The 22,231-nt window shown below is 56.5% G+C and carries 33 protein-coding genes; 5 read left to right on the top strand and 28 right to left on the bottom strand.

The window, feature by feature from the left end; all coding sequences use genetic code 11:
* Positions 1–79: 79 nt before the first annotated feature.
* The 4 genes from EK369_RS07470 to EK369_RS07455 are packed head-to-tail and all read right to left on the bottom strand — an operon-like array spanning position 80 to position 1,060.
* Positions 80–310 carry a hypothetical protein gene (locus EK369_RS07470; protein WP_127113067.1) on the bottom strand — a complete coding sequence of 77 codons (231 nt, stop codon included), beginning with the start codon at positions 308–310 and terminating at the stop codon, positions 80–82.
* Positions 307–528, bottom strand: coding sequence for a hypothetical protein (locus EK369_RS07465; RefSeq protein ID WP_127113066.1), 222 nt, complete (start codon positions 526–528; stop codon positions 307–309). The genes EK369_RS07470 and EK369_RS07465 overlap by 4 nt, the downstream gene beginning before the upstream one ends.
* Positions 525–785 carry a hypothetical protein gene (locus EK369_RS07460; protein WP_127113065.1) on the bottom strand — a complete coding sequence of 87 codons (261 nt, stop codon included), beginning with the start codon at positions 783–785 and terminating at the stop codon, positions 525–527. Before EK369_RS07460 ends, EK369_RS07465 begins: the two co-directional genes overlap by 4 nt.
* Positions 782–1,060 carry an Arc family DNA-binding protein gene (locus tag EK369_RS07455; RefSeq protein WP_127113064.1) on the bottom strand — a complete coding sequence of 93 codons (279 nt, stop codon included), beginning with the start codon at positions 1,058–1,060 and terminating at the stop codon, positions 782–784. The genes EK369_RS07460 and EK369_RS07455 overlap by 4 nt, the downstream gene beginning before the upstream one ends.
* 84 nt (positions 1,061–1,144) lie before the next feature.
* Between EK369_RS07455 and EK369_RS22340 the strand changes: the two genes are divergently transcribed.
* Positions 1,145–1,507, top strand: a complete 363-nt coding sequence (locus EK369_RS22340; RefSeq protein ID WP_127113063.1) for an Arc family DNA-binding protein — start codon at positions 1,145–1,147, stop codon at positions 1,505–1,507.
* Positions 1,508–1,847: 340 nt separating this feature from the next.
* On the opposite strand, the gene EK369_RS07445 is transcribed toward EK369_RS22340, so the two are convergent.
* The 23 genes from EK369_RS07445 to EK369_RS07345 all read right to left on the bottom strand — a co-directional run bounded on the left by EK369_RS07445 (position 1,848) and on the right by EK369_RS07345 (position 16,053).
* The gene (locus tag EK369_RS07445) at positions 1,848–2,036 is read right to left on the bottom strand and encodes a helix-turn-helix domain-containing protein (RefSeq protein ID WP_127113062.1); all 189 of its coding nucleotides are present in this window, start codon (positions 2,034–2,036) and stop codon (positions 1,848–1,850) included.
* A gap of 363 nt (positions 2,037–2,399) precedes the next feature.
* On the bottom strand, positions 2,400–2,741 hold the full coding sequence (locus tag EK369_RS22695) for a phage tail assembly chaperone (protein ID WP_438672158.1): 342 nt from the start codon (positions 2,739–2,741) through the stop codon (positions 2,400–2,402).
* Positions 2,734–3,486 carry a hypothetical protein gene (locus EK369_RS07440; protein ID WP_127113061.1) on the bottom strand — a complete coding sequence of 251 codons (753 nt, stop codon included), beginning with the start codon at positions 3,484–3,486 and terminating at the stop codon, positions 2,734–2,736. The genes EK369_RS22695 and EK369_RS07440 overlap by 8 nt, the downstream gene beginning before the upstream one ends.
* Positions 3,483–5,639, bottom strand: a complete 2,157-nt coding sequence (locus EK369_RS07435; RefSeq protein WP_127113060.1) for a phage tail tape measure protein — start codon at positions 5,637–5,639, stop codon at positions 3,483–3,485. Before EK369_RS07435 ends, EK369_RS07440 begins: the two co-directional genes overlap by 4 nt.
* Before the next feature lie 8 nt (positions 5,640–5,647).
* Entirely contained in the window at positions 5,648–7,255 is a 1,608-nt protein-coding gene (locus EK369_RS07430; protein ID WP_127113296.1) for a terminase large subunit, read from the bottom strand.
* On the bottom strand, positions 7,233–7,622 hold the full coding sequence (locus EK369_RS07425; RefSeq protein ID WP_127113059.1) for a phage terminase small subunit P27 family: 390 nt from the start codon (positions 7,620–7,622) through the stop codon (positions 7,233–7,235). Before EK369_RS07425 ends, EK369_RS07430 begins: the two co-directional genes overlap by 23 nt.
* Complete coding sequence (locus tag EK369_RS07420; protein ID WP_127113058.1) at positions 7,619–7,942, bottom strand: phage head closure protein; 324 nt, start codon at positions 7,940–7,942, stop codon at positions 7,619–7,621. The genes EK369_RS07425 and EK369_RS07420 overlap by 4 nt, the downstream gene beginning before the upstream one ends.
* A complete protein-coding gene (locus tag EK369_RS07415; RefSeq protein ID WP_127113057.1) occupies positions 7,939–8,352 on the bottom strand; it encodes a DUF3168 domain-containing protein in 414 nt (137 codons plus the stop codon). Before EK369_RS07415 ends, EK369_RS07420 begins: the two co-directional genes overlap by 4 nt.
* Positions 8,349–8,759, bottom strand: coding sequence for an HK97-gp10 family putative phage morphogenesis protein (locus EK369_RS07410; RefSeq protein WP_268920608.1), 411 nt, complete (start codon positions 8,757–8,759; stop codon positions 8,349–8,351). Before EK369_RS07410 ends, EK369_RS07415 begins: the two co-directional genes overlap by 4 nt.
* Positions 8,756–9,067, bottom strand: a complete 312-nt coding sequence (locus EK369_RS07405; protein ID WP_127113055.1) for a head-tail connector protein — start codon at positions 9,065–9,067, stop codon at positions 8,756–8,758. Before EK369_RS07405 ends, EK369_RS07410 begins: the two co-directional genes overlap by 4 nt.
* Before the next feature lie 3 nt (positions 9,068–9,070).
* On the bottom strand, positions 9,071–9,541 hold the full coding sequence (locus EK369_RS07400; protein WP_127113054.1) for a hypothetical protein: 471 nt from the start codon (positions 9,539–9,541) through the stop codon (positions 9,071–9,073).
* On the bottom strand, positions 9,538–9,897 hold the full coding sequence (locus EK369_RS07395) for an HNH endonuclease signature motif containing protein (RefSeq protein ID WP_127113053.1): 360 nt from the start codon (positions 9,895–9,897) through the stop codon (positions 9,538–9,540). The genes EK369_RS07400 and EK369_RS07395 overlap by 4 nt, the downstream gene beginning before the upstream one ends.
* Before the next feature lie 161 nt (positions 9,898–10,058).
* Complete coding sequence (locus EK369_RS07390) at positions 10,059–10,445, bottom strand: hypothetical protein (RefSeq protein ID WP_127113052.1); 387 nt, start codon at positions 10,443–10,445, stop codon at positions 10,059–10,061.
* 13 nt (positions 10,446–10,458) lie between these two features.
* Positions 10,459–11,619, bottom strand: a complete 1,161-nt coding sequence (locus tag EK369_RS07385) for a phage major capsid protein (RefSeq protein ID WP_127113051.1) — start codon at positions 11,617–11,619, stop codon at positions 10,459–10,461.
* A 6-nt stretch (positions 11,620–11,625) separates the two neighbouring features.
* Entirely contained in the window at positions 11,626–12,129 is a 504-nt protein-coding gene (locus EK369_RS07380) for an HK97 family phage prohead protease (protein ID WP_127113050.1), read from the bottom strand.
* Positions 12,129–12,518, bottom strand: coding sequence for a hypothetical protein (locus tag EK369_RS07375; protein WP_127113049.1), 390 nt, complete (start codon positions 12,516–12,518; stop codon positions 12,129–12,131). Before EK369_RS07375 ends, EK369_RS07380 begins: the two co-directional genes overlap by 1 nt.
* A complete protein-coding gene (locus tag EK369_RS07370) occupies positions 12,505–13,689 on the bottom strand; it encodes a phage portal protein (protein WP_127113048.1) in 1,185 nt (394 codons plus the stop codon). Before EK369_RS07370 ends, EK369_RS07375 begins: the two co-directional genes overlap by 14 nt.
* A 171-nt stretch (positions 13,690–13,860) precedes the next feature.
* The gene (locus EK369_RS21755; protein WP_164726907.1) at positions 13,861–14,031 is read right to left on the bottom strand and encodes a hypothetical protein; all 171 of its coding nucleotides are present in this window, start codon (positions 14,029–14,031) and stop codon (positions 13,861–13,863) included.
* Positions 14,032–14,042: 11 nt separating this feature from the next.
* The gene (locus EK369_RS07365) at positions 14,043–14,336 is read right to left on the bottom strand and encodes a hypothetical protein (protein WP_127113047.1); all 294 of its coding nucleotides are present in this window, start codon (positions 14,334–14,336) and stop codon (positions 14,043–14,045) included.
* A complete protein-coding gene (locus EK369_RS07360; RefSeq protein ID WP_127113046.1) occupies positions 14,333–14,560 on the bottom strand; it encodes a DNA-binding protein in 228 nt (75 codons plus the stop codon). The genes EK369_RS07365 and EK369_RS07360 overlap by 4 nt, the downstream gene beginning before the upstream one ends.
* Before the next feature lie 485 nt (positions 14,561–15,045).
* Positions 15,046–15,282: a hypothetical protein gene (locus EK369_RS07355; protein WP_127113045.1), complete on the bottom strand. Its 237-nt coding sequence runs from the start codon at positions 15,280–15,282 to the stop codon at positions 15,046–15,048.
* The gene (locus EK369_RS07350) at positions 15,282–15,557 is read right to left on the bottom strand and encodes a hypothetical protein (protein ID WP_127113044.1); all 276 of its coding nucleotides are present in this window, start codon (positions 15,555–15,557) and stop codon (positions 15,282–15,284) included. Before EK369_RS07350 ends, EK369_RS07355 begins: the two co-directional genes overlap by 1 nt.
* Before the next feature lies 1 nt (position 15,558).
* On the bottom strand, positions 15,559–16,053 hold the full coding sequence (locus EK369_RS07345; protein ID WP_127113043.1) for a hypothetical protein: 495 nt from the start codon (positions 16,051–16,053) through the stop codon (positions 15,559–15,561).
* Positions 16,054–16,094: 41 nt separating this feature from the next.
* On the opposite strand from EK369_RS07345, the gene EK369_RS07340 reads away from it, so the two are divergent.
* From EK369_RS07340 to EK369_RS07325, 4 genes are all read left to right on the top strand, one after another.
* Positions 16,095–17,237: a phosphoserine transaminase gene (locus EK369_RS07340; RefSeq protein ID WP_127113042.1), complete on the top strand. Its 1,143-nt coding sequence runs from the start codon at positions 16,095–16,097 to the stop codon at positions 17,235–17,237.
* A 116-nt stretch (positions 17,238–17,353) separates the two neighbouring features.
* Positions 17,354–18,949 (top strand): phosphoglycerate dehydrogenase, encoded by a 1,596-nt coding sequence (serA, locus tag EK369_RS07335; protein WP_127113041.1) that lies wholly within the window; start codon positions 17,354–17,356, stop codon positions 18,947–18,949.
* Positions 18,950–19,077: 128 nt separating this feature from the next.
* Complete coding sequence (locus EK369_RS07330) at positions 19,078–20,259, top strand: cytochrome P450 (protein ID WP_127113040.1); 1,182 nt, start codon at positions 19,078–19,080, stop codon at positions 20,257–20,259.
* 3 nt (positions 20,260–20,262) lie between these two features.
* Entirely contained in the window at positions 20,263–21,000 is a 738-nt protein-coding gene (locus EK369_RS07325; RefSeq protein ID WP_127113039.1) for a metallophosphoesterase family protein, read from the top strand.
* Positions 21,001–21,242: 242 nt separating this feature from the next.
* On the opposite strand, the gene EK369_RS07320 is transcribed toward EK369_RS07325, so the two are convergent.
* Complete coding sequence (locus EK369_RS07320; RefSeq protein ID WP_206198050.1) at positions 21,243–22,199, bottom strand: PLP-dependent cysteine synthase family protein; 957 nt, start codon at positions 22,197–22,199, stop codon at positions 21,243–21,245.
* Positions 22,200–22,231: the final 32 nt, after the last annotated feature.

The following is a 22,231-nucleotide window of genomic DNA, read 5'->3' as shown; positions in this document are numbered from 1 at the left end:
ATAGCATTCCAATAACCGCTCGTCAACCTCAATGGAATAATGTTCCGATAACTTTCATTCCCTAGTGAGAGTGTTTTCATTAAGACGCCTTCCCGGCGCGCTCCAACTCCTCGCATTTGTCGATCAGGTCGTTGGCCATGCTTTCGGCCAGCTCAAGTGTTTGATCGATACCGCGCTGTTGCATGGGGATAGAGCCGCAGTCGTTGTCGAAAGCACAGTATGCTACCGCAATGATGCTGCGGAGGCGGTAGGCTAGATCGCTGGCCTGATGTTTAGCAACGTAGGCTTCGCTAACTTTGAGCAAGGTCATGCCGTCACCTCCGGAAGGTTCACGCTATCAAGGGCCTTGTCGATTTCCTTGATCATGTCTTCGGCGATGTAGATTAAGGCGGCTTGCCCATCTCCACATCCATTGCAACCTTCCAGGTGTGAGATCGCTTTAATCACGCCATTCAAACGACAGGTCTTGTGCTGCACGTCTTCAATGTAGGCTCGCAGAGCAAAGAGGCTTTTTGTGTGGTCGATCATTGCAGTGCCTCCCGTGCCTGATTGTGCGCTGCCATAACAAGCCCGCGCTCATCGCCCAGCCAGAACCAATCAAGGCTCATGCCGGTTGTGTGGGCGTACATGATGATTTCATCAGAGAACGTCTGATCCTTGCCCTTGCTGTAAACAATCCGTTCCGGTGGCGTGGTGTTGGTCCATTCGGCGAACAGAGCAAGGCGCTCCATGCACTCGGCAGGCAAGCCGGGGTTGTTCGCGGACTCCGCGTTAACATTGGTCATGAGTTTTCTCCTTGGGTTTGGCGTTCGATCTTCTCGATAGTGAAACCAACCTTTTCGAGTTCTGGCTTCAACTCTTCGGGGGCAACATCCACACCATCAATGACCAGAACTTGTTGCTGATAGTCGATCAGTATGCGGTCATGGTTTTTCATCCGCTCACGAATAGCGCGGATCACTTCGCTGTTCTGAGAGGAAGCGTTCTGTTCTGCCTGAGAGGCAATCCAGTCCTTTAGGGCAGCGGGCAACCGGAGTTGCATTGGTTTGGGTTTGGTCATCTGAATCACTCCATAGTGTCCATATGACACTATATGTCCAAATGACACTATTGCGTCAAGTGAAAAATATGTCCAAATGACACCATGAATGAAAAACGCGCACTCAACGATAAATTTATGCTTCGATTGCCCGATGGAATGCGGGAGCAGATCAAGGAATCAGCCGCCAAGAACAGCCGCTCTATGAATGCAGAAATCGTAGTTGCGTTAGAGTTGTACTTTGGAATTGTGGGCGACGAACGAACGCCGGAACACCAGACCGGCCAGAACCTTGTCGGTCTTCCAGAAGAAGAGCAGCTACGGAAGATTATCGCCGGATCGGCACACACAATGTACCAAGAGATCAAGAGAGCTTTGAGGGCACCCGAGCCTGATTTGAGCAACCCACCTGACATCCCACCGAGAACTGATGAGGAACTGGAGCAGCTCCGCAAAGAAACGGAGTAACCAAAATCCACAGTTGAGCCAGAACCACCCGTCAGGCTCCTCTCCCCATTACTTCATCCAAAAGTAACGAGTTTGTTGAGGTTGGTACGCATTTTGCTGGGGTGTCAATTGGCAGAAGGCGACCACTCTTCTTGGAACAGCCGCCTTGTAAACCCGTCTATTTTTTGGGTTTCTTCATTGTCTCAACAACGTGCGTAGATTTGTTCTGTTGAGCCTTTTTCACCGTCGTAAATTTACCAGTCTTAGCGCTGCGTCCGACTTTGTATGTCGATTTGGCCATTGTCTCTCTCCTATCTTCGAATTGTGTAGAGAGGTGGGGACCAAAGCCCCCACCCAGTTCTTACATCATCGCGGCGGCTTCGCTGCCTGGATGAAGACGGCCGTGTTTAACATCGCTAATCCGACCGGGATTAACGTCAAAATCCGCAGCGATGCGGTTTTGAAACTCGCCACGCCCAATCCGTTTCCAGATTGCCACGGCATCTTTAAAAGAAAGCTTTTTGCTCGGCCTTCGGTAGTCATTGCGCATAATACGCCTCCAATTTTGGAGCCGTTTAGGGGTTGACTAGAAAGGTCCGATATGGGTAATAACCCAAGGTACTAACGTAACTTTCGCCCCTAAACGGCGTTTAGTTTAGCCGCAAACTCCTGCAAGAGTTTGCGGCTTTTTACGTTATAGAATCATATTCATGATTCCGCAAGGTTAATGGCGCGCCAATTTCTGGAAATCGCCACACAGCCACTGAGGCGGGACCTAGGAGGGCGTTATTCCGGGGTGGCATATGCCCCCACGCAAAACGGAAAAAGTCGCTCATAGCGACGAATTACCCCCTGTTTGCGCTAAATGTGTTTTTGTTCTCACTTTGGTCTTGTGGCGCTATTTAGTGTCACCTCACCCCATCGCAGCATCAAACAGAGCAGGCGTGAGGGCTGCTTTCTGGGGTTTCTCGCCCTTACCCACGGCTTCCAACCAAGCGCTGTCCATTTGGATCAAAATGTCGACATGGTGTGGTTGCAAAGGCATCCGACTTAGGCGCGCCCACGCCTCGATCTCCTGATATGTGATCGGGTTTGATCCCCACTGGCTGTAACTGCGAGTCCGACAAAGCGCTGTGAAAACCTGCCACAACAGTATCCCGGCTTCAGGTATTACGACTCGCTTGCCTGATATCGCCTGCGTGGTGATAGCCTCTTTCAATTGAGAGGTAAGTCTTTCATAGCCTCGACTAAGCATCTTTCTCCATCAAGTTTGATGGCAGCGGATCACCACGTTCCGGATCAATCGGTTCACCAATAACATCTTCAGGCCAGCGGTGTGCCACCCAAGAATTCATCATTCCGTTTTGAAACAAAGCCAATTGGATGTATCCGCCAGCATTGAATGGCACGGGCATTCCGTCTTGGTTCGTCTTGCCACTGTCGTTGCGGCCTGCGCAAATCATACGAGTCAGAATCTCGACATCGTCTTTTCCGTTGCCGTCGAGGAGGCCAAAACGCTCTAGAGTTTCTTTCGGGGGACCTGCGGATGCCCACATACCGTCGGGTAGTTCATGTAGCTCCCAGGGCTTCAGCTTTGTGATTTCCCCTGTCTCAGTGTTCCAGGCCTCTTTCTCGTAGGTCATGCAGCGATATGCCTTGTACGTGCCAGCTCGACGGGAAAACCCCGCAACAACCACGTTCGTCTTGGCATCATCGAACATGTACATTCCTTGGTTTTTCATGTGGATGTGTGTGGTCAAAACGAGATCGGGCAATACGTCTAGCAAATCATCGAACTCATTCACAGAACCCGGCATGTTCCATTGGAGAACGTAGTTGAAACCGCCAACACCGGTGATTCCCATGATGCAGTCATACTCGGGCATTAGCGTCAGCTTTGAAATGTACCCTTTGACACAACCGTCATCAGGGTCTGAACACACCCCGTCGCCCGCCATTAATGCGTATTGGTCTGTGACAATACAGGCGACTACACTCATTTTGTTTTCCTTTCGACAATCAGTTCAGGCCCACCTTCGCAGCCGGGCACAAGCCCACCTTGTGCAAATCCTGGAGCACCATTGTTGATCGCTTCTAGCAGCCCGAGAACACCCGGTTTTTTAACTTGGCCCGCGTTAACAACATACTCGCCTTTATGGACCACACCGGCAACCTGATGCTTTGCTCCTACGCCCGTATACCCGCCGGAAGCAAACCCCAAGAGGCCTTCCAAAAAGCCGCCGCCACCTGCCCCACCAAAGATGCCTGATATGCCCTTTAGAAGCTGCATCTTGGCCATCTCCATCAGCAAATCAACAACCGCTTCCTTGGCAGACTTTGACCCATCCAGGATGCTCCCGAACACATCCGTCATGGCATCGGCTCCGCGCTCTGCCGCATCTTCCATCTGTTCCAGCTTGTTTGCCGCATCGTCAGCCGCATCACCTGCATTCACATAAGCTTCAGCCAGAGCATCAATCTCAGCCTGCAATTCGGGTGTGATTTCCTTACCTGCCTTCTGGGCTGCTAAAAGCAATTCCGCCCGTTTGCGCGCATACTCAAGTGATTGCCCGTATTGGCCCCCACTGGCCGCTGAGGCGATCAGGGCCGCTGCCTCGGCCTCAAGAGCCGCTGTGCGTTCCCGGATCGCCGCAGCCTCTCGCTCGTATTCATCAGCCCTTGAACCACCCCCACCTGATGGATCATCATCAACGTCAAAGGAGGCATCAACACTAGGCAAGCGAGGGCGAATGCTGCTTTTTGGTGCCAGCTTGCTTGTTGGCCGGTTGCTGCCACGTCTTTGCGGACCATATGTGATCTCACCATCGGTACTGCCAGGAAGCTCGGCCTTGAGCGTTCGAGAGTCATCGATCACGCGTCTTAACGCTGCGCCAATTCCGCCGATAGCCTCAATGACCCCGGAAAATCCCTGCTCGTCAATCGAAGCCAATTCTTTGGCTAGGGCATCGGCTTCCTCAACCAGCCCAACCACTTCGTTCTCAAACTCTGACGCTTCAATCTGGCCGTTTTCCAACTGGTCAACGGATTCCTTCAGTCCAGCCATGACATCGGCCAGCGCAAATCGAACTTCCTCATTGTCGATTTCAAACACACGAACCCCATCAGGGCCGGTCATGCGATTTATGAGGCCAAACAACTCGTCATAGGTTGCATGAAGTTCACGCAAGTCTTTTGCGTGTTTCTTTAACAGGTCTTCGCTTCCCTCCAATTGCTCAGTAATGTCGGAACCCAGAACCGCCCGTCCACGATCCGCTTCACCAAATATTCCGTCCAGATCGTCTTTGGCTGACAGAATGCCCTCAATGCCTTCAGCGAAGGCCACGGCAATCTCTTTACCAAACCGCCCCATTCGGGTTTGCAGAGCTTGAAATTTGCGGTCCAGTTCATCGGCTTTCGCGATCATTTCTTCATCGAAAACCGCACCAACATCATGAGCGGTTCGAATGGTGTCACGCAGCTTGCCCTCACCTTGACCCAATAGCTCCACAAAACGCTCGCCTGCCGTGCCGCCAAACACTTCATCTGCCACACGGATCTGTGCCGCCTTGTCCAATTCCTCCATGCGTCGGATGATTTCCATCATCAGTTTAGAAGGATCTTTCAATCCGTTTTTGAGCTTCTTTGCTGAAAACCCAAGTCTGCGAAACGCTTCCTCCGCAGGCCCCTTGCTGGTTACTATGAACTCATCGGCCCGGATGTTGAGTTCTTTGAAACCATCCACAAGTGCGTCAACTTCGATGCGGTTTTGCTTGGCAACAAATGCCCATTCCTGAAATGTTTTTGCGTCCAGTCCCGACCGCTTGGCTTCATCGCCAACTACTGCAATGCCCTTAATGGTATCGTTTATATTGCTGGAAATCCCGGCGAAGGCGGCTGTCACAACTGAGCCTGCAAGCCCCGCTGCCATAGCCTTCGAAAAAACGCCAATCTTTGTCGACGTGGTGGCCAGAGCCTTGTTAATCGAGGTTGTGGACCGCAACATGTCGCGTTCCATCTGGCGCGTTGCGGAACGCGATCCGCCACGCAGGTGCTTGTAGGACCGAGTCCCGGTGCGCTCAGCGCGTTTCATTTTCTTTTCGAAATCCCACACCCGCGCTTCAAGCTGCACGATAAGCTGTTCTTTGTCAGACATCTTTCACCTCAGGCCAAGTACATTTCATCATCAAACCAATCCGCATCCGTCACGAATTGAACATCCCCTGCCGCACAACGCGCCACCGCCATTGCACAGGCCACGGCACCATCAATTTTGTTGCCGCTCTTGCCCTTGTGGAATGAACGGTTGCCGGACTGGTCGATATGCAACTGGATGTTTTCAAAGTTCCATCGCAGGATCGGGTGCCCTGCATGTTTTAAGCGTCCCGCAAGAATTGCCCGCTCCAGCTCCTTGACTGCTGGTGCCATCGAGACCCAACCTTGCCGAAACTCCACCGCTGGCAGTCCATCGTCGTTCAGATCAGCCATCATTGACCGCCCATAGGTCGGGTCAAAGGCAATCTCCCTCACGTTGTAGGTGGCGCAGAGTTCCCGAATATGAGCCTCAACGGCCCTCAGATCGACTGTATTACCTGGTGTGGGGATGATATAGCCGTCCTCTGCCCAAGAAACATAATCGACGCCGTGGCGCTCACCCCGTGCCCTCAGATTATCTTCCGGGCAAAAGAACCATGGAACAACCTGATAGCCGTCCTGTCCGTCCTCAAAGGCCGCGACAACGCATGTCAGGTCTTCGTTCTTGGATAGGTCCACACCGAGGAAACAAGGAGCCTGCACCATCTCCAGTTCGTCCAAATCCACCGCATGGTCGCCTCGGTCATAAACCCGCATTTCCACGAATGGCGAGGTGCTTTGATCCAGCCACATATTGAGGTTGAATTGCTTGAAGCTGTCCCGCTCAAAGGGGCTGTGTTCGGCTTTGCGGGCCTTATCTCTGAAACCGGCAATATCCGGGTAGCCATGTTGCAAGCCGGGGTTCACATCGAACCAAAGTTGCTCATCTTTCCAATCGTCCTCGGCTTCCGCCATGAAGATCACAGGCAGCGTGGCCGAGTCGTCAATTTCTCCCTTCTGAACCTTGATGGCATAGGACACGGTTTCCCAAGCGAGGTTTTCTTGCCCCCTCCCGGATGTGGATGCGACAATCATCAGGGTTTCCGGCACCTTCACAAGTGCCGAGTCCAGCGCCTCCCATTGCCTCAGACCCGCGCGGCCCTGCCATGCATGGAGTTCGTCGGCAATCACCACGTTGGGCGTCTTGCCGTGCTGTACCTTACCGTCAGAAGCTACCGCGATGTAGCGGCTGCGTTTCTTCTGATAGGTGATCCGGCTCACATATTCCCGAACCGACAAATGCTTTCTGAGACGGCTATCATCGTCCACGATCAGCGCGGTTTCATTGAAAAGCTCCATGGCCTGCTCGTGCGCCGATGCGGCAGACACAATCAACTCGCCCGCTCGGCTTTCTGGACCGATCAGGTGCAACAATGTGATGCCAGCGCAAAGGCTGGTCTTGCGGTTGCCCCGAGGCAACAAAAGAACTACCCGGCGCACAACGCGGGTTCCGTCCTCATTGCGAGGCCCATAAATCCGGCGAATGGTTTTCTCAGCCCAAGGGTCCAGTTGAAACGGGTGGCCGGGTGCCGGGTTTTTTGGGTGCTTAAGGCGTCGAAGCCATTCCACAGCACGTTGGCCATAGCCCAGAGGATCAGGGATTTCTGTTTCGTCTTCAATCCACGAGGGAATCATCATCGTCGTCATCCCTTATGGTTGGCCGTGATCGAGAGACGGGTGTCAGGCCCAACTCTGCCGCAAGCAGTCTGGCGCGGGTCATGGCATCGGATTGAATGCCTACGCTGGGGTTGCGCTTGAACACCCCGTCAACATCGAGAACTGCGCCATAGACCTGAATATGAGTTTCGGCCTCGCGAACCATTCCGGTTGCGATGCAATAGTTTTCCAAAGACCCGAGATCAGCCACGGTCAAAATCTTGCGCTCGGCTAGGATCGGCATGACTCGGTTCCACTCATCCGCTGCCTCATCGGACAACCAGGCAGGCGGGCCCAAATCGGTGATGGCCTCAGGATCTTCCTTCAAATGTGGTTTGGTCCCTCTCATGTATCTGCCCCCAATCGTTCGCAGCGCAGTTCCAGCCCCTTGCGGTGCCCTATCTCTGCAACTTCCTTGATGTTGAAACGATCCCCGGCAAACAGAACGCTATCAGCGCCGGTAAGCCCCTCCAGAAACCTTGTGCGGAACACGATGGCCTCCCTGTCACCTGCGCCTTGTGCGTTGATGAACTCGGCAGCACTTCGGGTTTCAATCTCGGCCCTGAGCCGCGCATGATCGGTCCAGACCATTTCCGGGGTGCCGTATTCGTTCACGCCATTGGTGAAGCGTTGCACCACTATCAGGCGGCGTAGTTTTCCAGACTTCATGACAAGGCCTCGCTCACCAGCACTTCCACCGTGACGATGGCGTGTGATGTTTCCCCGTCAGGGTCGCGTAGAGGTCGGATATTTGAGACATGCCAGTTCACCGCGTGGTATCCGGTATCAAGATCGAAACTGCTCCAGTGCAGGGCATTTCGAACAGCCCCGGCAATGCGTTTCACCCCTTCCAGAGACGCCTCACGCTTCCAGATATGGATCGTGTGATAAACCCGCGTCCGGTTGCCGTGCATGGCATCTTCATCGACCATCTGAGACTCGCCCAGAATGATTGAAGGGTTGGGCGCTGGCCGCTGGTTGCGGTCCAGTATGCTGACCGCTGGCACAAGGTCTGTGACGGCTTGTGTGGCCACGAGGCGCGCCCTGATGGCTTTCTGTACAACAAGGTCCACACTCATTTGCCCGCCTCCTTTATCGCCTTGGACATGGAGCGCTTGATGCGGTTGGCACTGCGTTTTTTCAGAAGCCGATAAGATGGCCAGAAAAACGGCTGTGCTGGCGCTTCAATGGTCCCGTATTCCACAAGGTGCGGATAGCGAACCTCAGAGTTACCCACTGTGATTGCCACGGCGTTTGATGGCACAACTTTGGACCCACCGGGTTGCGAGTAGGAGGGCGTCAACCTTTCCGGTCCTGTGATCTCAATACTATCTTTCAGTGCGCCCGAATCCTCTGGCGCAAGTGCTTCCATGGCTTCGGCCATTTCTGTCGCGGACTTCATCAGCGCAGGCTCAATGTCTTTGCGAACCTTCCTTGGGATCGTTCGCATCCGCTTCTGAAAGCTCTTGAGACCCCCATCCCTCAAAATGTGTACTCCCGATATTCCGTCACAATTTCCGTGACACCAAACGGGATGGCTCGGGATGTTTCCCCGGCGGCTTCGCGCTGTTCATACCACCACGCGGCCAATTGGCTGACTGCCTCGACAAGCGCGGGTGGGATTGCGTCTTGATCCTGACCACCAAAGTTCTCCTCCACCTTGAAGCCAAGAAGGCGCTCAACGTGGTTTTGGGCAGCCGAGATCAGCCGCCCAAGCAAGGCATCATCGACGCTGCCGATGTCATCGGTGAACGCCAGATGCTCTTTCAGTTCATCAAGGGTCAGGATTGCCATGTGTTAGGCCTCCGCTGCGTCCACGCGGGTGTAGGCTGTCTGAACCCATAGGGTCGCGTTGAGGCGCAGCACATTGTCAGCGCTTTCCGGTGCCTCATTTGCGGCCCCGACTTTGGCCAGACAATAGCGGGCGCTTGGGGTGCCCCCGGTTGGCGCGTCGTCAAACTCTACCTTGAAGGCATAGTCATCAGGCGTCTTTTCAGCCGCAATGAGCCCGATCTGTCCTGCGTCGGCATAATCAGCGCCAAACACCACTTCCAGCGTTCCGGCATCGCGTGTGCCTTTCAGGCGGCGTGTCCGGCCATCACTCAAGGCCGCAAAGGCGATTTCGTTAGAGCTATCACCTAGAGGACCGATGCTTTCGAGTTCTTTGCACTCGACCCAAGACAGGGCTTCATAGCCTGACTGATCTGGCTCAGAGGTTTGGGCGGTAGTGCACATGTAGAACTTGGCACCATTAGAAGAAAAGATCATTTCAGATCCTCCGTGCTTGAGCGCCGTTCCTCACGTTGCTTGGCGCTTGAATGACAATTGGTGCACAGGGGTTGCCAGTTCTGGCGGTCCCAAAAGAGGGGCGTGTCGCCTCTGTGCGGGGTGATGTGATCGACAAGGCTGGCAGCCCCGCCGCATCGCTTGCAGCGTCGGTTTTTCCTAAGAAAAGCCTTGCATTCGCGCTCCCAGGTGCCGTTGTAGCCACGGGCACTTGAGTTTGGTCTTTGTCGGTCATGCCGTGCTTTGCGTTCTGTGTCGGCTTTGCGTTCACAGGGACACCGAACACCAGCCGCGACCCTGTGCCCGCAGGCACATATCCGTGGTGGCTTGTTTGGCATGACAATCCTTTCATCGTCTGGACGAGGCCCATGACCCCGCCCTTGACGATCCCGCCACCCTTGGCCCCCAGACTGATGGAATCCCACACGCGACAAGGGAGGGTGGCTTTCGCTATTGGGCTGATCGTATCGCCCTCAAAAGGAGTCGCGCAGGGCATCTCTTAGGCCTCCGGACGGTCGCGAAGGTCGCCCAGAACCGCGACGGCACCCGCCGCGATGCTGGTCCCGCCTGCCTTGGTCAGTACGATCCGCGCGTAGCGCTTGTGGCCGCGATAGCCGAGGCGGTACGTCGAAGCGGCTTCGAGGGTCGCTGGCGCATCACTGTTCACCTGAGTGGCAGCAACGTCCGTGAAATCCCCCGGAGTGGTTGTGTCGCTTTCCTGAAGCTTGGCGCTGAAATCACCCGAGGACACGATGGCCCCGGTGTTCAAAACAAATGCTGCGCGGCCTGCGTTTTTCAGGTCGATGGCATCACCGTCCTTGGAGGCCGATTGAACCGCCGGGGCGATTGCCGCCTCGGCTTTGATGTTGGAATACAAATCTCGCATCGTCTCTTCTCCCTTACGAGGTTGCCATTTTGAGCTTGCGGAACTTGGCCGCTTGCAGAACGCCACCAGTGACCCGGCGCGTTGCGTGAATGCGGGTGATCCCCTCAGTCGCTCGGCTGTAAGGGTTGACCAGTGTGGACATCTGGACCCGATCCACGATCCGGTAACCTGAGAAGTCGCCGTACATGATCGGGAAGGCCCCACTTGCGATGTCGGGCATATCGACCATCTCAACCACGGGACGGCCCAGAATGGTTTCCGGCTGGCCTGCCTGGAAGGATGGTTGCCAGAGGAACCGCCCATCACCGTCTTTCAAGGTGCGCAGAACGCCCAAGGTGGTGCCGTTCATCACCCAAGTGCCCGCGTTGCGGTACATGGCTGGCATTGCGTACATCAGCTTGATAAGCGGGTCCGATGCCAGAGTTGTCGCGTGGCCGTTCAGGGTTTCGGAAATCCCATCATGAACCATGAAGCCTTCTGGCTGGAGAACACCATCGCCATTGACGAAGGCTGCGCCCTCTTTTTGCCCAAAGTCCTCTGCCAGTGCGAGCCGCACCTCTGCTTCTGCTTGGCCTGAACTATCAGCAAGAAGCTGGTTCGAAATGTCCACGTGCGTGGTCAATTCTTTCAGGTCCAGTTCCTTTTGGCCGAACGCGGGTTCCGATTCCTCCGACTCTTGGGTCTCACCACCCCACTTGGCATTGGTGACGCCAGTGCGGGCCGGATATTTCACAGAAGGGTTGCCTGTCTGGCGAACGCTTGCCACAGAACGAACAGGCGAGGTTTCAACCAGATCGCGGATGAACTCCGAAGACATTTCCGCTGGTGCCAGATAACCACCTTGCGGGTCGCTCGAAACCGTCAGTTCCTTGAGTTCTTCGGCTGGCGCATTGTTACCGAGGCGAAGATAAGACACAAACGCTTTGCGCTCTGCGCTAGGCTCGCCCTTGGTTTCACCACCACCGGGGCGATTTCCTTTGGCCTCCAGCTTGTCTAGACGCTCCACAAGTTTCGTGGTGTCGGACTTGTCTTCAATCTCTTCCAGCCGCTCATTAACGGTTTTGGTCAGATCTTCCAGCGCCTTCGTGACGATATCCGTTGGTTCGTCGTCGCCCCCGTCTTTGAGGGTCAGGGCTGTACTGCCAAGCAGTTCTTTGGTCTTCAAGTGTCGCATATTGATTTACCTCTTAGCGATCTGCGCCGAGGCGCGTTGAAGGGATGCGGCAAGGCGCAATGCCTCAACCGCAGATTTTGCGGACGTGACCTGCGCGCCCGGATGCATTGGTAGCGTCACGAGAGATGCCTCTAACAATTCGAGTGATTTGATAGTGCGGCCCCCGCCCTTGCGCGTGATGGCATCTTTGGTGACAAAGCCGATTGAGATGCCGCGCACGGCCCCGGATTTCACAAGGGCGCGTACTTCTCGGGCGCGTGGCACGTCATCGATCAGGAGTTGACCTGAGATGTGCAGCCCGTCCGATTTTTCTTCGGCAACATTCCAGGCACCCACCGGGTCATTTTGGTCATGCCCAAACAGCATAGGCATTGGCAGCGAAGTTGATTTGAAGGCTCCCGGTTCGATCCAGTCTCCGACCCGATCTCCCTGCCCGAACTTCCAGGCAATGCCCGAAATCTGGCCATCTTCTGCCGCAAGAATTTTGGTTTCAACAAAGGCTCTCTCCATCAGATTGCCCCCCGAAAGTTGGAACGATCCGATGCAAAGGTGTCTACCTGCGCTTGCACCCATGACGCGGCCTTCAGGAACCGAATGACGTTGGCTTGGGAAAAGGGAATGGATTGACCATCTTCCATGATCTCCCAGCCCAGCACACAGGCAGCAAGGCACTTGATGCGCAGGCGTTCACGAACCGCCGCAGGCACCCGGCCTTTCAGGTCGGCAAGCTCGGCCATGTCGTCAGCCAATTGCAGGCTGGCGCGGTTCTGGGTCACGCTATCAGGCCCCGCAATGCGCAGTTTGATCCCGGTTGGCTCGCCATTGACCGGATCAACCAATTCAAGTTCGCGACCGCGATCCTGATCCTGTGCGTCTGCAATGATCTCATTCAGTTGCATCATCGTCCTTCTCGGCGGGTTTGGGTTCGGTGTTGATGTGCGGGTTGGCGAACTCATCGCCGCCCTCGTAAGGCTGCAAGCCAAGCCATTTCCGGCCCTCGTTCGGGTTGATCGTCCGGCTGGCAACAAGGCTGCTAATGGTGGTTGCACGGGTGTTCAGATCGGCCCGTGTCAGGTCGTCCCGATCAAAGCGAATGACGCGATCCGCGCGTTCGTCTGGCAGGAACAGGCCCCGGCGCAGCGCGCCTTCAAGCGCCCGCAGCCACGGCTCAAGGCAGTAAATCAGGAACTCTCGCCCCAACTGTTCGGTGTTTGACCAAGTGGCCCGGTCCAGCTCAAAGAGCATGGAAGGCGGCACACGAAAGGCGCGGGCTATTTCGAGGATCTGGAACTTGCGGTTTTCGAGAAACTGAGCGTCAGTGCTGTTGAGCGTGTAGGGAACAAACTCGGCACCATCGTAAAGGATGGCTGTCCGTCCGCCCGAGTCTTCGCCCTCATGGGTTGCCCGCCAAGCTGTGCGGGCCTTCTTAACGCTTTCTTCGCCCATGCCCTTGGGAAACATCAGAGCGCCGGAGGGTCGGGCACCACGGCCAAACAGGCGGGCCGCGTGGCGCTCCATGACGTGCGCAACCCCGATGGCCTCTGCGGCCAGCGAAAGAGGCGCTTTGCCAAATGGGCTGCGAAGGTGAATGATGTTTGCCGATGGCTCGGGCTTGTTGTTGATCCTGTAGCTGGGTTCCTGCGTGTCCTGGTCATATTCGACCGTGATAACGCCGGGTTTGTAGTGAATGATTTCCTGAGGAACACCGCCCACCCGGTTTACCCAAGCCAATCCGCCCTGATCCTTTTGTAGCGCGTCTGCAACCAGATCCCGGATCAATTCGTATCCAGATGTCCATTCGTTTGCTTCGCCATGCAGGAGGTCATAAGCCGGATCATCATTGACCACTTGGCTTTCGTCTGCGGTCTTCACTGACACGTCCAGACTTGCCGCAGCTTCGGAGATAACGCGAATGGCCGAGGACACCGCAGGCACCTTGAGCGCCAGTGAGCCGGTGACAGAAACGCCGGTGTTCGTCGGCGTCACGCCAAAGATCTCATTCAGCCAATCTTCGGGGCTGGTGAGAGATTTAGTCTCGGGTTTCGGTTTGCGTGTAAATGGCCATATCATGCAGCCAATTTACAAGGAGCACTTGGGGCATATTAGCTACCAAGGCATTGCAGAACCTATCAATTCCACACATTTGCTATTTGGCCTGAAATCCAGATTCTTGCAAATATTGCGCAAGTGTCCCCCCGCCGGTCCCCATGGAGTTCGGAAAGTCTCAGACCACCCCCGCCCCTAAGTCATGAGGGTCAGCTTGTATCTGTCCTGCTCCTTCAGTGTATCCTCGATTGACCGAAAGGTTGTTGCGGCAATGTGGAATGCAAGCCTGTCACCCTCAGTCAACTGATAGCCATCGGGTGCCAAGGAAAGGCGAAACAGTTCATCAATGAGCTTGTCTGTGTCCATCGCAGCGACCATCATTCATCACACAACTCAATGCCAGACATGGCCGTGTATGCTGCACATGCCTGCCGCGTGATTGCCCGTGACACAGCGCGATCCACAAACTTAACCTTGACAGGTGTGCCCGTGTAGTGCTTGCCAGTTGGGCCATTGGTAAAGGCTATGCCCTCGGAACTCTCGTGCAGAGCACAGCCATGGATGCGCATACCCGAAATAATCAGGTCAAAGACTGCGAGCAAGCGATTGCCTGCTTGGTTGGGTTTGCCGTCGATAATTGCCAGCGTTGCAATGGTGGGTGTGTCAGTCATGTTCTGTTCCTTAGCCAGTGATTAAGTTCGGTGCGGGTCGCATAGTATTTCTTCGTGCCCTCTGGTTTGTAGATCGGCACGTTGGGTCTGGCCGCGTAGCGACGTGCTGTAGCCTCTGAGATGCCAAGTGCATGGGCAATGCCTGTGAGACCCCAGATGTGCTCTGTGCCCTTGGTGATTGCGTCGAAGCGATCTGCTGTGAGTGGTGGATATGCTTTCTTCATTGCCTGTCCTGTCTTTCTGTTAGACACATCTCTCCCCCTTTCTGCCGTGGTATGTCCCTCAGTGTCGGGGACGCCACGCTGGAGACCATCCAGAGCCTTTCGGCTGCATACTCGGTTGTCCTTGCCCTCGCGGGCCGCTCCTCTCGGAACGTCTGCCGGTGCATTTTCTAGGGCTGCACCACCGTGGGTCGACTTGACTGGGGGTCTATTCCAGCCCTCTCGGTTGCCACGGCGTTGGACCCTCACGAGGCTTTCGCGCCACGGACCAGGTTGGAATGGGGACACCAGTGCCTGGATTGAGTTTTCTTTGCCCGTTATTTCCGTTGGGACGGGCCAAGACACCTTGGGCGGGTTTGGACACGGGAACCCTGCTAAACCGTGGCACAGCTCTTTCGGCATCGCGTTTGCGAGGCGCTTGGGAGAAGCCGTGCATAAACCCTTGTGGGTAGAGTGCGCCGTGTCAGCACACCCTCAAATGCACAGCGCTATTCCAAGACGCTGAACTCGCCCCCCTCATTGCCGCCATGCGTGAACAGGTCAGTGACCAGGCCGCGCATGACAGACAGTTGCTTCGGGGAGGGTCGCCAGTTGCGGCGATGGCATTGCTTGATGATGGAGTGCGCAAAGTTGCGGGACCAATCGTTCCCTGCCCTCTCTGCAATGGAGGGCATGTAGTAGACCAATCGTTCGATCTCGGAGGGGGTTGCGCTCTGGAAGGCCATTATGAAGCCTCCCCATCTGCGCTCAGGTGCGCTTTTAGAAGATCCGCCGCCGCGTCGGAGTTTTGCGACAGGATGTCAAAGATGTTAGCCGCATCAGCAAGGTTAAGGAGCAGGCCTTTTATCTCGTCTTGCTCAAGATGGACGTCCCATTCGGGATCGTAAAAATCCCCATCAGTTTCAGGTGTCTGCTTCCAGATTTCGACATTGCGTTGCACCATCCGCTCGGATGAGCGCAGTACCTCAGCAGCTTTGCCGCAGTAATCCTTGAGGTTCATGCTAGACCTCCCCGTCCATCGTGTTGAACAGGGCCGCTGAGGCCGTGCGATAGCCGTCTGCCTCGCCCAGCGAGCGCAGGGCCACAAAGGCCAGCGCGGCAAGCTGATGGTGGTCAAGGCGGGCTTGTAGGATCGGGCGCAGGCCCATCCATGCGTCCGAGGTGTCTAACCAGGCGGCGTACCCAATGGCTTTCGAGAGCCGTTTAATGTCGTTTGGGATGTTCCCAGCTATTGATGTATCAGGGCATTTTGCGGTATTGTTGCTGAGTATCTTTCCGTGAGTGGTTTGATATTCAATAGCGCCGTTGACCTTTGCCGAGGTCGCGGCGTTTCCCTTTTCGGTGGGAACAAAACGAGTTTCCGTTGTGTCAATTTTGTGCCAATCGGAAACACACGTTCTCGCTCCGTTCTGGTTCGGGGCGTCGTTTTCTGCATTTGAAGTGTCTTTTTCTCTTGCTGATTTATCTGGGTTTACATAGGTGTCGCGGCGGGACACCTCTCCCCAACGAGAGGCATATATCTGTAAGGATAGCATTGATGGCTACTCAGCAACCGGCAACGCGGCCGGCTAACCCGCGTTTTTCTTCTGGCCCCTGTGCCAAACCCCCCACATTCGATGTCACAAAACTCAGCAATGCCGCATTGGGCCGCTCGCACCGTGCCGCCATTGGCAAGGACAAGCTGAAGGCCGCAATCGAAGGCACGCGCGAGGTTCTGGGCATCCCCGCTGATTACAAGATCGGCATCGTTCCTGCGTCCGACACCGGCGCGGTTGAAATGGCGCTGTGGTCGCTCCTGGGCGAACGCAAAGTCGAGATGCTGGCATGGGAAAGCTTTGGCTCCGGCTGGGTCACCGACGTGGTGAAACAGCTGAAGATCGACGCCGAGGTCAAAACCGCCGACTACGGCCAGATCGTTGATCTCGCTTCGGTCGATTGCAACAACGACGTCGTCTTCACGTGGAACGGCACCACCGCTGGCGTCCGCGTTCCGAACGCTGACTGGATCGCGGATGACCGCGAGGGCCTGACCATCTGCGACGCCACATCGGCCGCCTTCGCGATGGACCTGCCCTGGGACAAGCTGGATGTGACCACCTTCTCCTGGCAAAAGGTTCTGGGTGGCGAAGCGGCGCACGGTATGCTGGTCCTTAGCCCGCGCGCCGTCGCGCGTCTGGAAAGCTACACCCCCGCATGGCCTCTGCCGAAAATCTTCCGCCTGACCAAGGGCGGCAAGCTGATCGAGGGCATCTTTACCGGCGCCACCATCAACACGCCGTCGATGCTGGCTGTCGAAGATTACCTCTTCGCGCTGGATTGGGCGCGTTCGGTTGGCGGCCTCAAGGGCCTCATCGCCCGCGCCGATGCCAACGCACAGGCCGTGTTCGACTTTTGCGATGCCAACGACTGGATCGCCAACCTCGCCGAGGATGTCGCGACCCGTTCGAACACCTCCGTATGCCTGAAATTCACCGATGACCGCATCCAGGACGGTGCAGCCTTTGCCAAGGCCGTCGCCAAACGTCTGGAAAACGAGAACATCGCACTGGACATCGGCGCCTATCGCGACGCCCCAGCCGGTCTGCGGATTTGGTGCGGCGGCACAGTCGAAACCTCGGATATCGAGACCATGCTGCCCTGGTTGGCGTGGGCCTTTGAAGCCGAAATCGCAGCGCAATAAATGATCGTGACAGGTCGGGTAGAGAATTTTCTAGAAAATTCTCCCACAAGGAAATTCTTCTAGAAGAATTTCTGTCCCGACCTGTCCCCCCAAATTCATTCAAAAGGACCAAGCTCATGGCCCCCAAAGTACTCGTCTCCGACAAACTCTCGGAAACCGCCGTTCAGATCTTCCGCGATCGCGGCATCGACGTTGATTTCATGCCTGACCTCGGCAAGGACAAGGACAAGCTCGCCGAGGTGATCGGCCAGTATGACGGCCTCGCGATCCGGTCGGCCACCAAGGCGACGGCGAAACTGCTGGAAAAAGCTGACAATCTCAAGGTCATCGGTCGCGCCGGCATCGGCACCGACAACGTCGACAAAGAGGCCGCGTCGAAAAAAGGTGTGATCGTCATGAACACGCCGTTCGGCAACATGATCACCACCGCCGAACATGCCATTGCGATGATGTTCGCCGTTGCCCGTCAGATCCCCGAAGCCAGCGCTTCGACCCACGCCGGTAAATGGGAAAAGTCCAAATTCATGGGCACCGAGCTGACCAACAAGACGCTTGGCGTCATTGGGGCTGGTAACATTGGTGGCATCGTTTGCGACCGTGCCCGCGGCCTCAAGATGAAGGTCATCGCTTATGACCCCTTCCTCTCGGAAGAAAAGGCCGACAAGATGCAGGTCGAAAAGGTTGAGCTGGACGAGCTGCTGACTCGCGCCGATTTCATCACCCTGCACGTGCCGTTCACGGATGCCACGGCCAACATTCTCAGCCGCGAGAACCTTGCCAAGACCAAGAAAGGCGTGCGCATCATCAACTGTGCCCGCGGTGGTCTGGTCGACGAAGAGGCGCTGGCCGACATGCTGCAATCCGGCCACGTTGCCGGGGCGGCCTTTGACGTGTTCTCGGAAGAGCCTGCCAAGGAAAACGTGCTGTTCAACCTGCCCAACGTGGTCTGCACGCCGCACCTTGGTGCCGCCACTACAGAAGCACAGGAAAACGTTGCCCTGCAGGTCGCCGACCAGATGTCGAACTACCTGCTGACCGGTGCCGTCGAAAACGCGCTGAACATGCCTTCGGTGACCGCCGAAGAGGCCAAGGTCATGGGTCCATGGATCAAGCTGGCCGATCACCTCGGCAGCTTCTCGGGCCAGATGACGGACGAGCCGATCAAGGCGATCAATATTCTCTATGATGGTGTTGTCTCCGACATGAACCTCGCCGCGCTGAACTGCGCTGTTGTGGCGGGCATCATGAAAAAGGCCAACCCGGATGTGAACATGGTATCCGCTCCGGTTGTCGCGAAAGAGCGCGGCATTCAGATCTCAACCACCAACCAGGACAAGTCGGGCGCTTTTGATGGCTACATCAAGGTCACCGTGGTCACCGAACAGCGCGAGCGTTCGATTGCGGGCACCGTGTTCTCGGATGGCAAACCGCGCTTTATCCAGATCAAGGGCATCAACATCGATGCCGAGATCGGTGCGCACATGCTCTACACCACCAACGAAGACGAGCCGGGCATCATCGGCGCCCTGGGTCAGACCATGGGCGAAAACGGCGTCAACATCGCCAACTTTACCCTTGGACGTGCCGACGTCGGGGGCGAAGCCATTGCGCTGCTTTACGTCGACGAAGCCGTACCCGCCGAGGCCCGCGCCAAGCTGGCTGAAACCGGCCTGTTCCGTCAGATCAAGCCCCTGCAATTCGACGTCGCCTGATCCGAACTGCACCGCCAAACACGACGCCGTCCCACACCCGGGGCGGCGTTTTTCGTTAACATGTGAAATTTTATTTTGCACAGGACAGCCTCTGGGTCTACGATGTGGCACATGACCGGAGCCCCCCCATGACCCTAGCCATACCCACCGATGACACGATCACCATGGACGATCTTGTGCGTGATCCTTACCGCATCTATCGCCGCCTTCGTGCCGAGATGCCGGTCGCCTTTGTGCCTGCGGTCGGGCGCACCATGCTGACCAAAGCCGCCGACACCAAAGCGGTCAAGGACAATCCGGCCCTGTTCTCATCCGATGACCCGAACACCCCGATGAAACGGGCGTTTCAGGCGCATACACTGATGCGAAAAGACGGCGACGCCCACGCCCGTGAGCGCGGCGCCATGGCCCCGGCCTTTGCGCCCCGAAATATCCGCGACCACTGGACCGGGATTTACACACAAATCGCAAAAGACTATGTGGCCCGGCTGCCGCGCGGCGAAGTTGTTGACCTCTTTGGGGCCCTTGCCGCGCCCTATGCGGCTCGGTGTCTTGCCAACCTTCTCGGCATCGAAAGCGCCACGGATGATCAGATGATCCACTGGTCGCAATCTCTCATCAACGGCGCGGGCAACTTCGGCGGGCTTGATGAGCCCTTTGCCATTGTTGACGCTGCGCATGAAGACATGAACGCGCTTTTTGATCGCGAAACCCAGCGCCATCTGACGGAACAGGGACCTTCTGCCCTGTCGGCCATGGCCAACGCCGAAAACCCGATCGAGACCAGCCAGATCCGCGCCAACGTCAAGATCGCCATCGGCGGTGGTATCAACGAACCTCGCGATGCACTCTGCACCATCCTTTACGGCCTTTTGACCCATGCCGATCATGTGGCCGCCGTAAAAGAAGACCCCAAGTGGTTTCTGGAAGCCTTCGAAGAAGGCGTCCGTTGGGTCGCCCCGATTCAGGTCAGCTCGCGACGTGCCATCCAAGACACCGAGATTCGCGGCATTGCCATCCCCAAAGATCATGTTGTGATGACCATTCAGGCCAGCGCCGGGCATGACGAAGAGATCCACGATAACCCCGAACGCTACGACCTGTTCCGACCCAAGAAGACTCACCAAAGCTTCGGCACCGGCCCCCACTTCTGTCAGGGCACCCATGTCTCGCGCATGATGTTGGTACAGATTTTGCTGCCCTTGTTGTTCGACCGCTTCCCCAATATGGAACTGGTCACTCCTGATGACGTGGTTTGGCATGGCTTTGCCTTCCGCGGACCGCTTAATCTCCCAGTAAGGCTGACCTGACCCATGACCGATCCCATCTACGCCGTCGGCGATCTTCACGGGCAACTCGCGATGCTGGAAGAGGCGCTGGTCAAAATCGAACGTGACGGTGGCCCGGATGCGCAGGTTGTCTTCCTTGGTGATCTTGTCGACCGAGGCCCAGACAGCGCCGGAGTGATCGATCGTCTGATGAAGGGGCAACAAAACGGGCGCAACTGGACCGTTTTGCGTGGCAATCACGACCGCATGTACTCTTACTTTCTCGAGGACCTTCCGCGTCCCGATCCGCAGATCCTTTTGGGTATGGACTGGTTCAACGATCGCATCGGTGGGCGCGCGACACTTGCGTCTTACGGGATCGAAACCGACGAAACCTCGCGCTACTATCAGGTCCATCCCAAGGCCTGCGACGCAATCCCGCAAAGCCATCAGGACTTTATGGCGGGCCTTCCGGCGTACCACCAGCAAGGTGATCTGCTGTTTGTACACGCTGGCATCAAGCCCGGCGTGCCTCTTGTTGAACAGACCGAAGACGACATGTGCTGGATCAGGCGCGAGTTCCTTATCTACGACAAACCCCACCCGTGGCTCGTGGTTCATGGCCACACGCATCGCCCAACCCCCGAACACCGTGGCAACCGCATCAATCTCGACAGCGGCGCCGGGCATGGCCGCCCTCTCACCACGGCCGTGTTAGAAGGGCGCGAGGCCTGGGTGCTGACGGACCAGGGGCGCCAGCCCCTGACGCCCGGCAACTATTAAAATCCTCTGAATATCCCGGGTCGGGATTAAGCTTTCGGTAACAGTCTCGGCGCAGGCTCGTTGGTGTGGGGGCCCTTACCAACAGGGGTCAAAAAATGAGGGAACATCACAACGCGCATCGCGCGGCCCATTGGGCACCGACCAGTCGCAGCATAGGTTCAGATGCGGCCTTGTCCGGCGTCATGCGACTGCTTTCCGAGCTTGGGCAATCGACCCTGTTCAGGCCTTATGCGCCTGTTGGGTCACTCAAACAGGTCGGTTGACAGATACTTCAAACCGCTGTCGCAAATAATGACGCCAATGGTGCCGCCTCGCTCTGGTCCTTCCAACAGGGCGAGCGCGGCGGCGATATTTGCCCCGGCAGAAAACCCGGCAAAAATGCCCTCCTCCCGGGCCAGGGCGCGCGTCGTTTCTTTGGCGGCGTCACCACTCACGGTCAGATACCCATCCACCGGGATCCCCTCCATAAAGCTGAGGTCATTCATGGCATAGCCGCCACCCTGAATCGGGTGGTCAGGCCGCGCGACGGCATCACCAGCCAGTGCGGCCGCACCTTCTGGTTCAACAACATAACCGCGAATGTCGGGGGTAAACCCCTTCAACCCTCGGATCGTTCCGGCGTAGGTGCCCGACGATCCGGCAAAATCCACAAAAGCCGTCAATGTTTGGCCACTGTCCACCCACAACTCTGGCGCGGTTGTTTCGAAATGGGCGTTTGGATTGCCGGCGTGGTTGAACTGATCCGCCCGAAAGGCGTTACGCTCTGCAACAAGCCGCTGCGCCACCTTGTCGACCTCTGCCAGATCCCCGCCGGAAACCTGCCCCGGAACCGAGCCGGGCAACTGATCCACCAACACCACCTCGGCCCCCAGGGCCGCCATCATGCGCGCCCGCTCGACCGAGTTTCCCCGGCTCATCACGGCGACAAAGGGATACCCTTTCAGCCCGCAAACAATTGCCAGCCCGGTGCCCATGTTGCCACTGGTCAGCTCAACTACGCTCTGCTCAGGCGCCAGGTCTCCGCTGGCCTCGGCGGCTTCGATAATTCCCTTGGCGGCCCGATCCTTCTTGGAAAATCCGGGGTTCAGATAGTCCAGCTTTGCCAGAATCCGCCCTTCAAGCCCACGCGCCCGCACCATGCGGTCCAACCACACGGAAGGCGTCCCGCCAATCACCTCCAAAAGCGAATTGTAAGCCACACCCAACCTCTTCTTTTGGCCAAAAATATCCC

It is taken from the genome of Shimia sediminis (assembly GCF_003990645.1).
Taxonomy (GTDB): domain Bacteria; phylum Pseudomonadota; class Alphaproteobacteria; order Rhodobacterales; family Rhodobacteraceae; genus Shimia; species Shimia sediminis.
The sequence above is the reverse complement of the archived record's forward strand: the minus strand, read 5'-3'. Positions and strand labels throughout refer to the sequence as shown.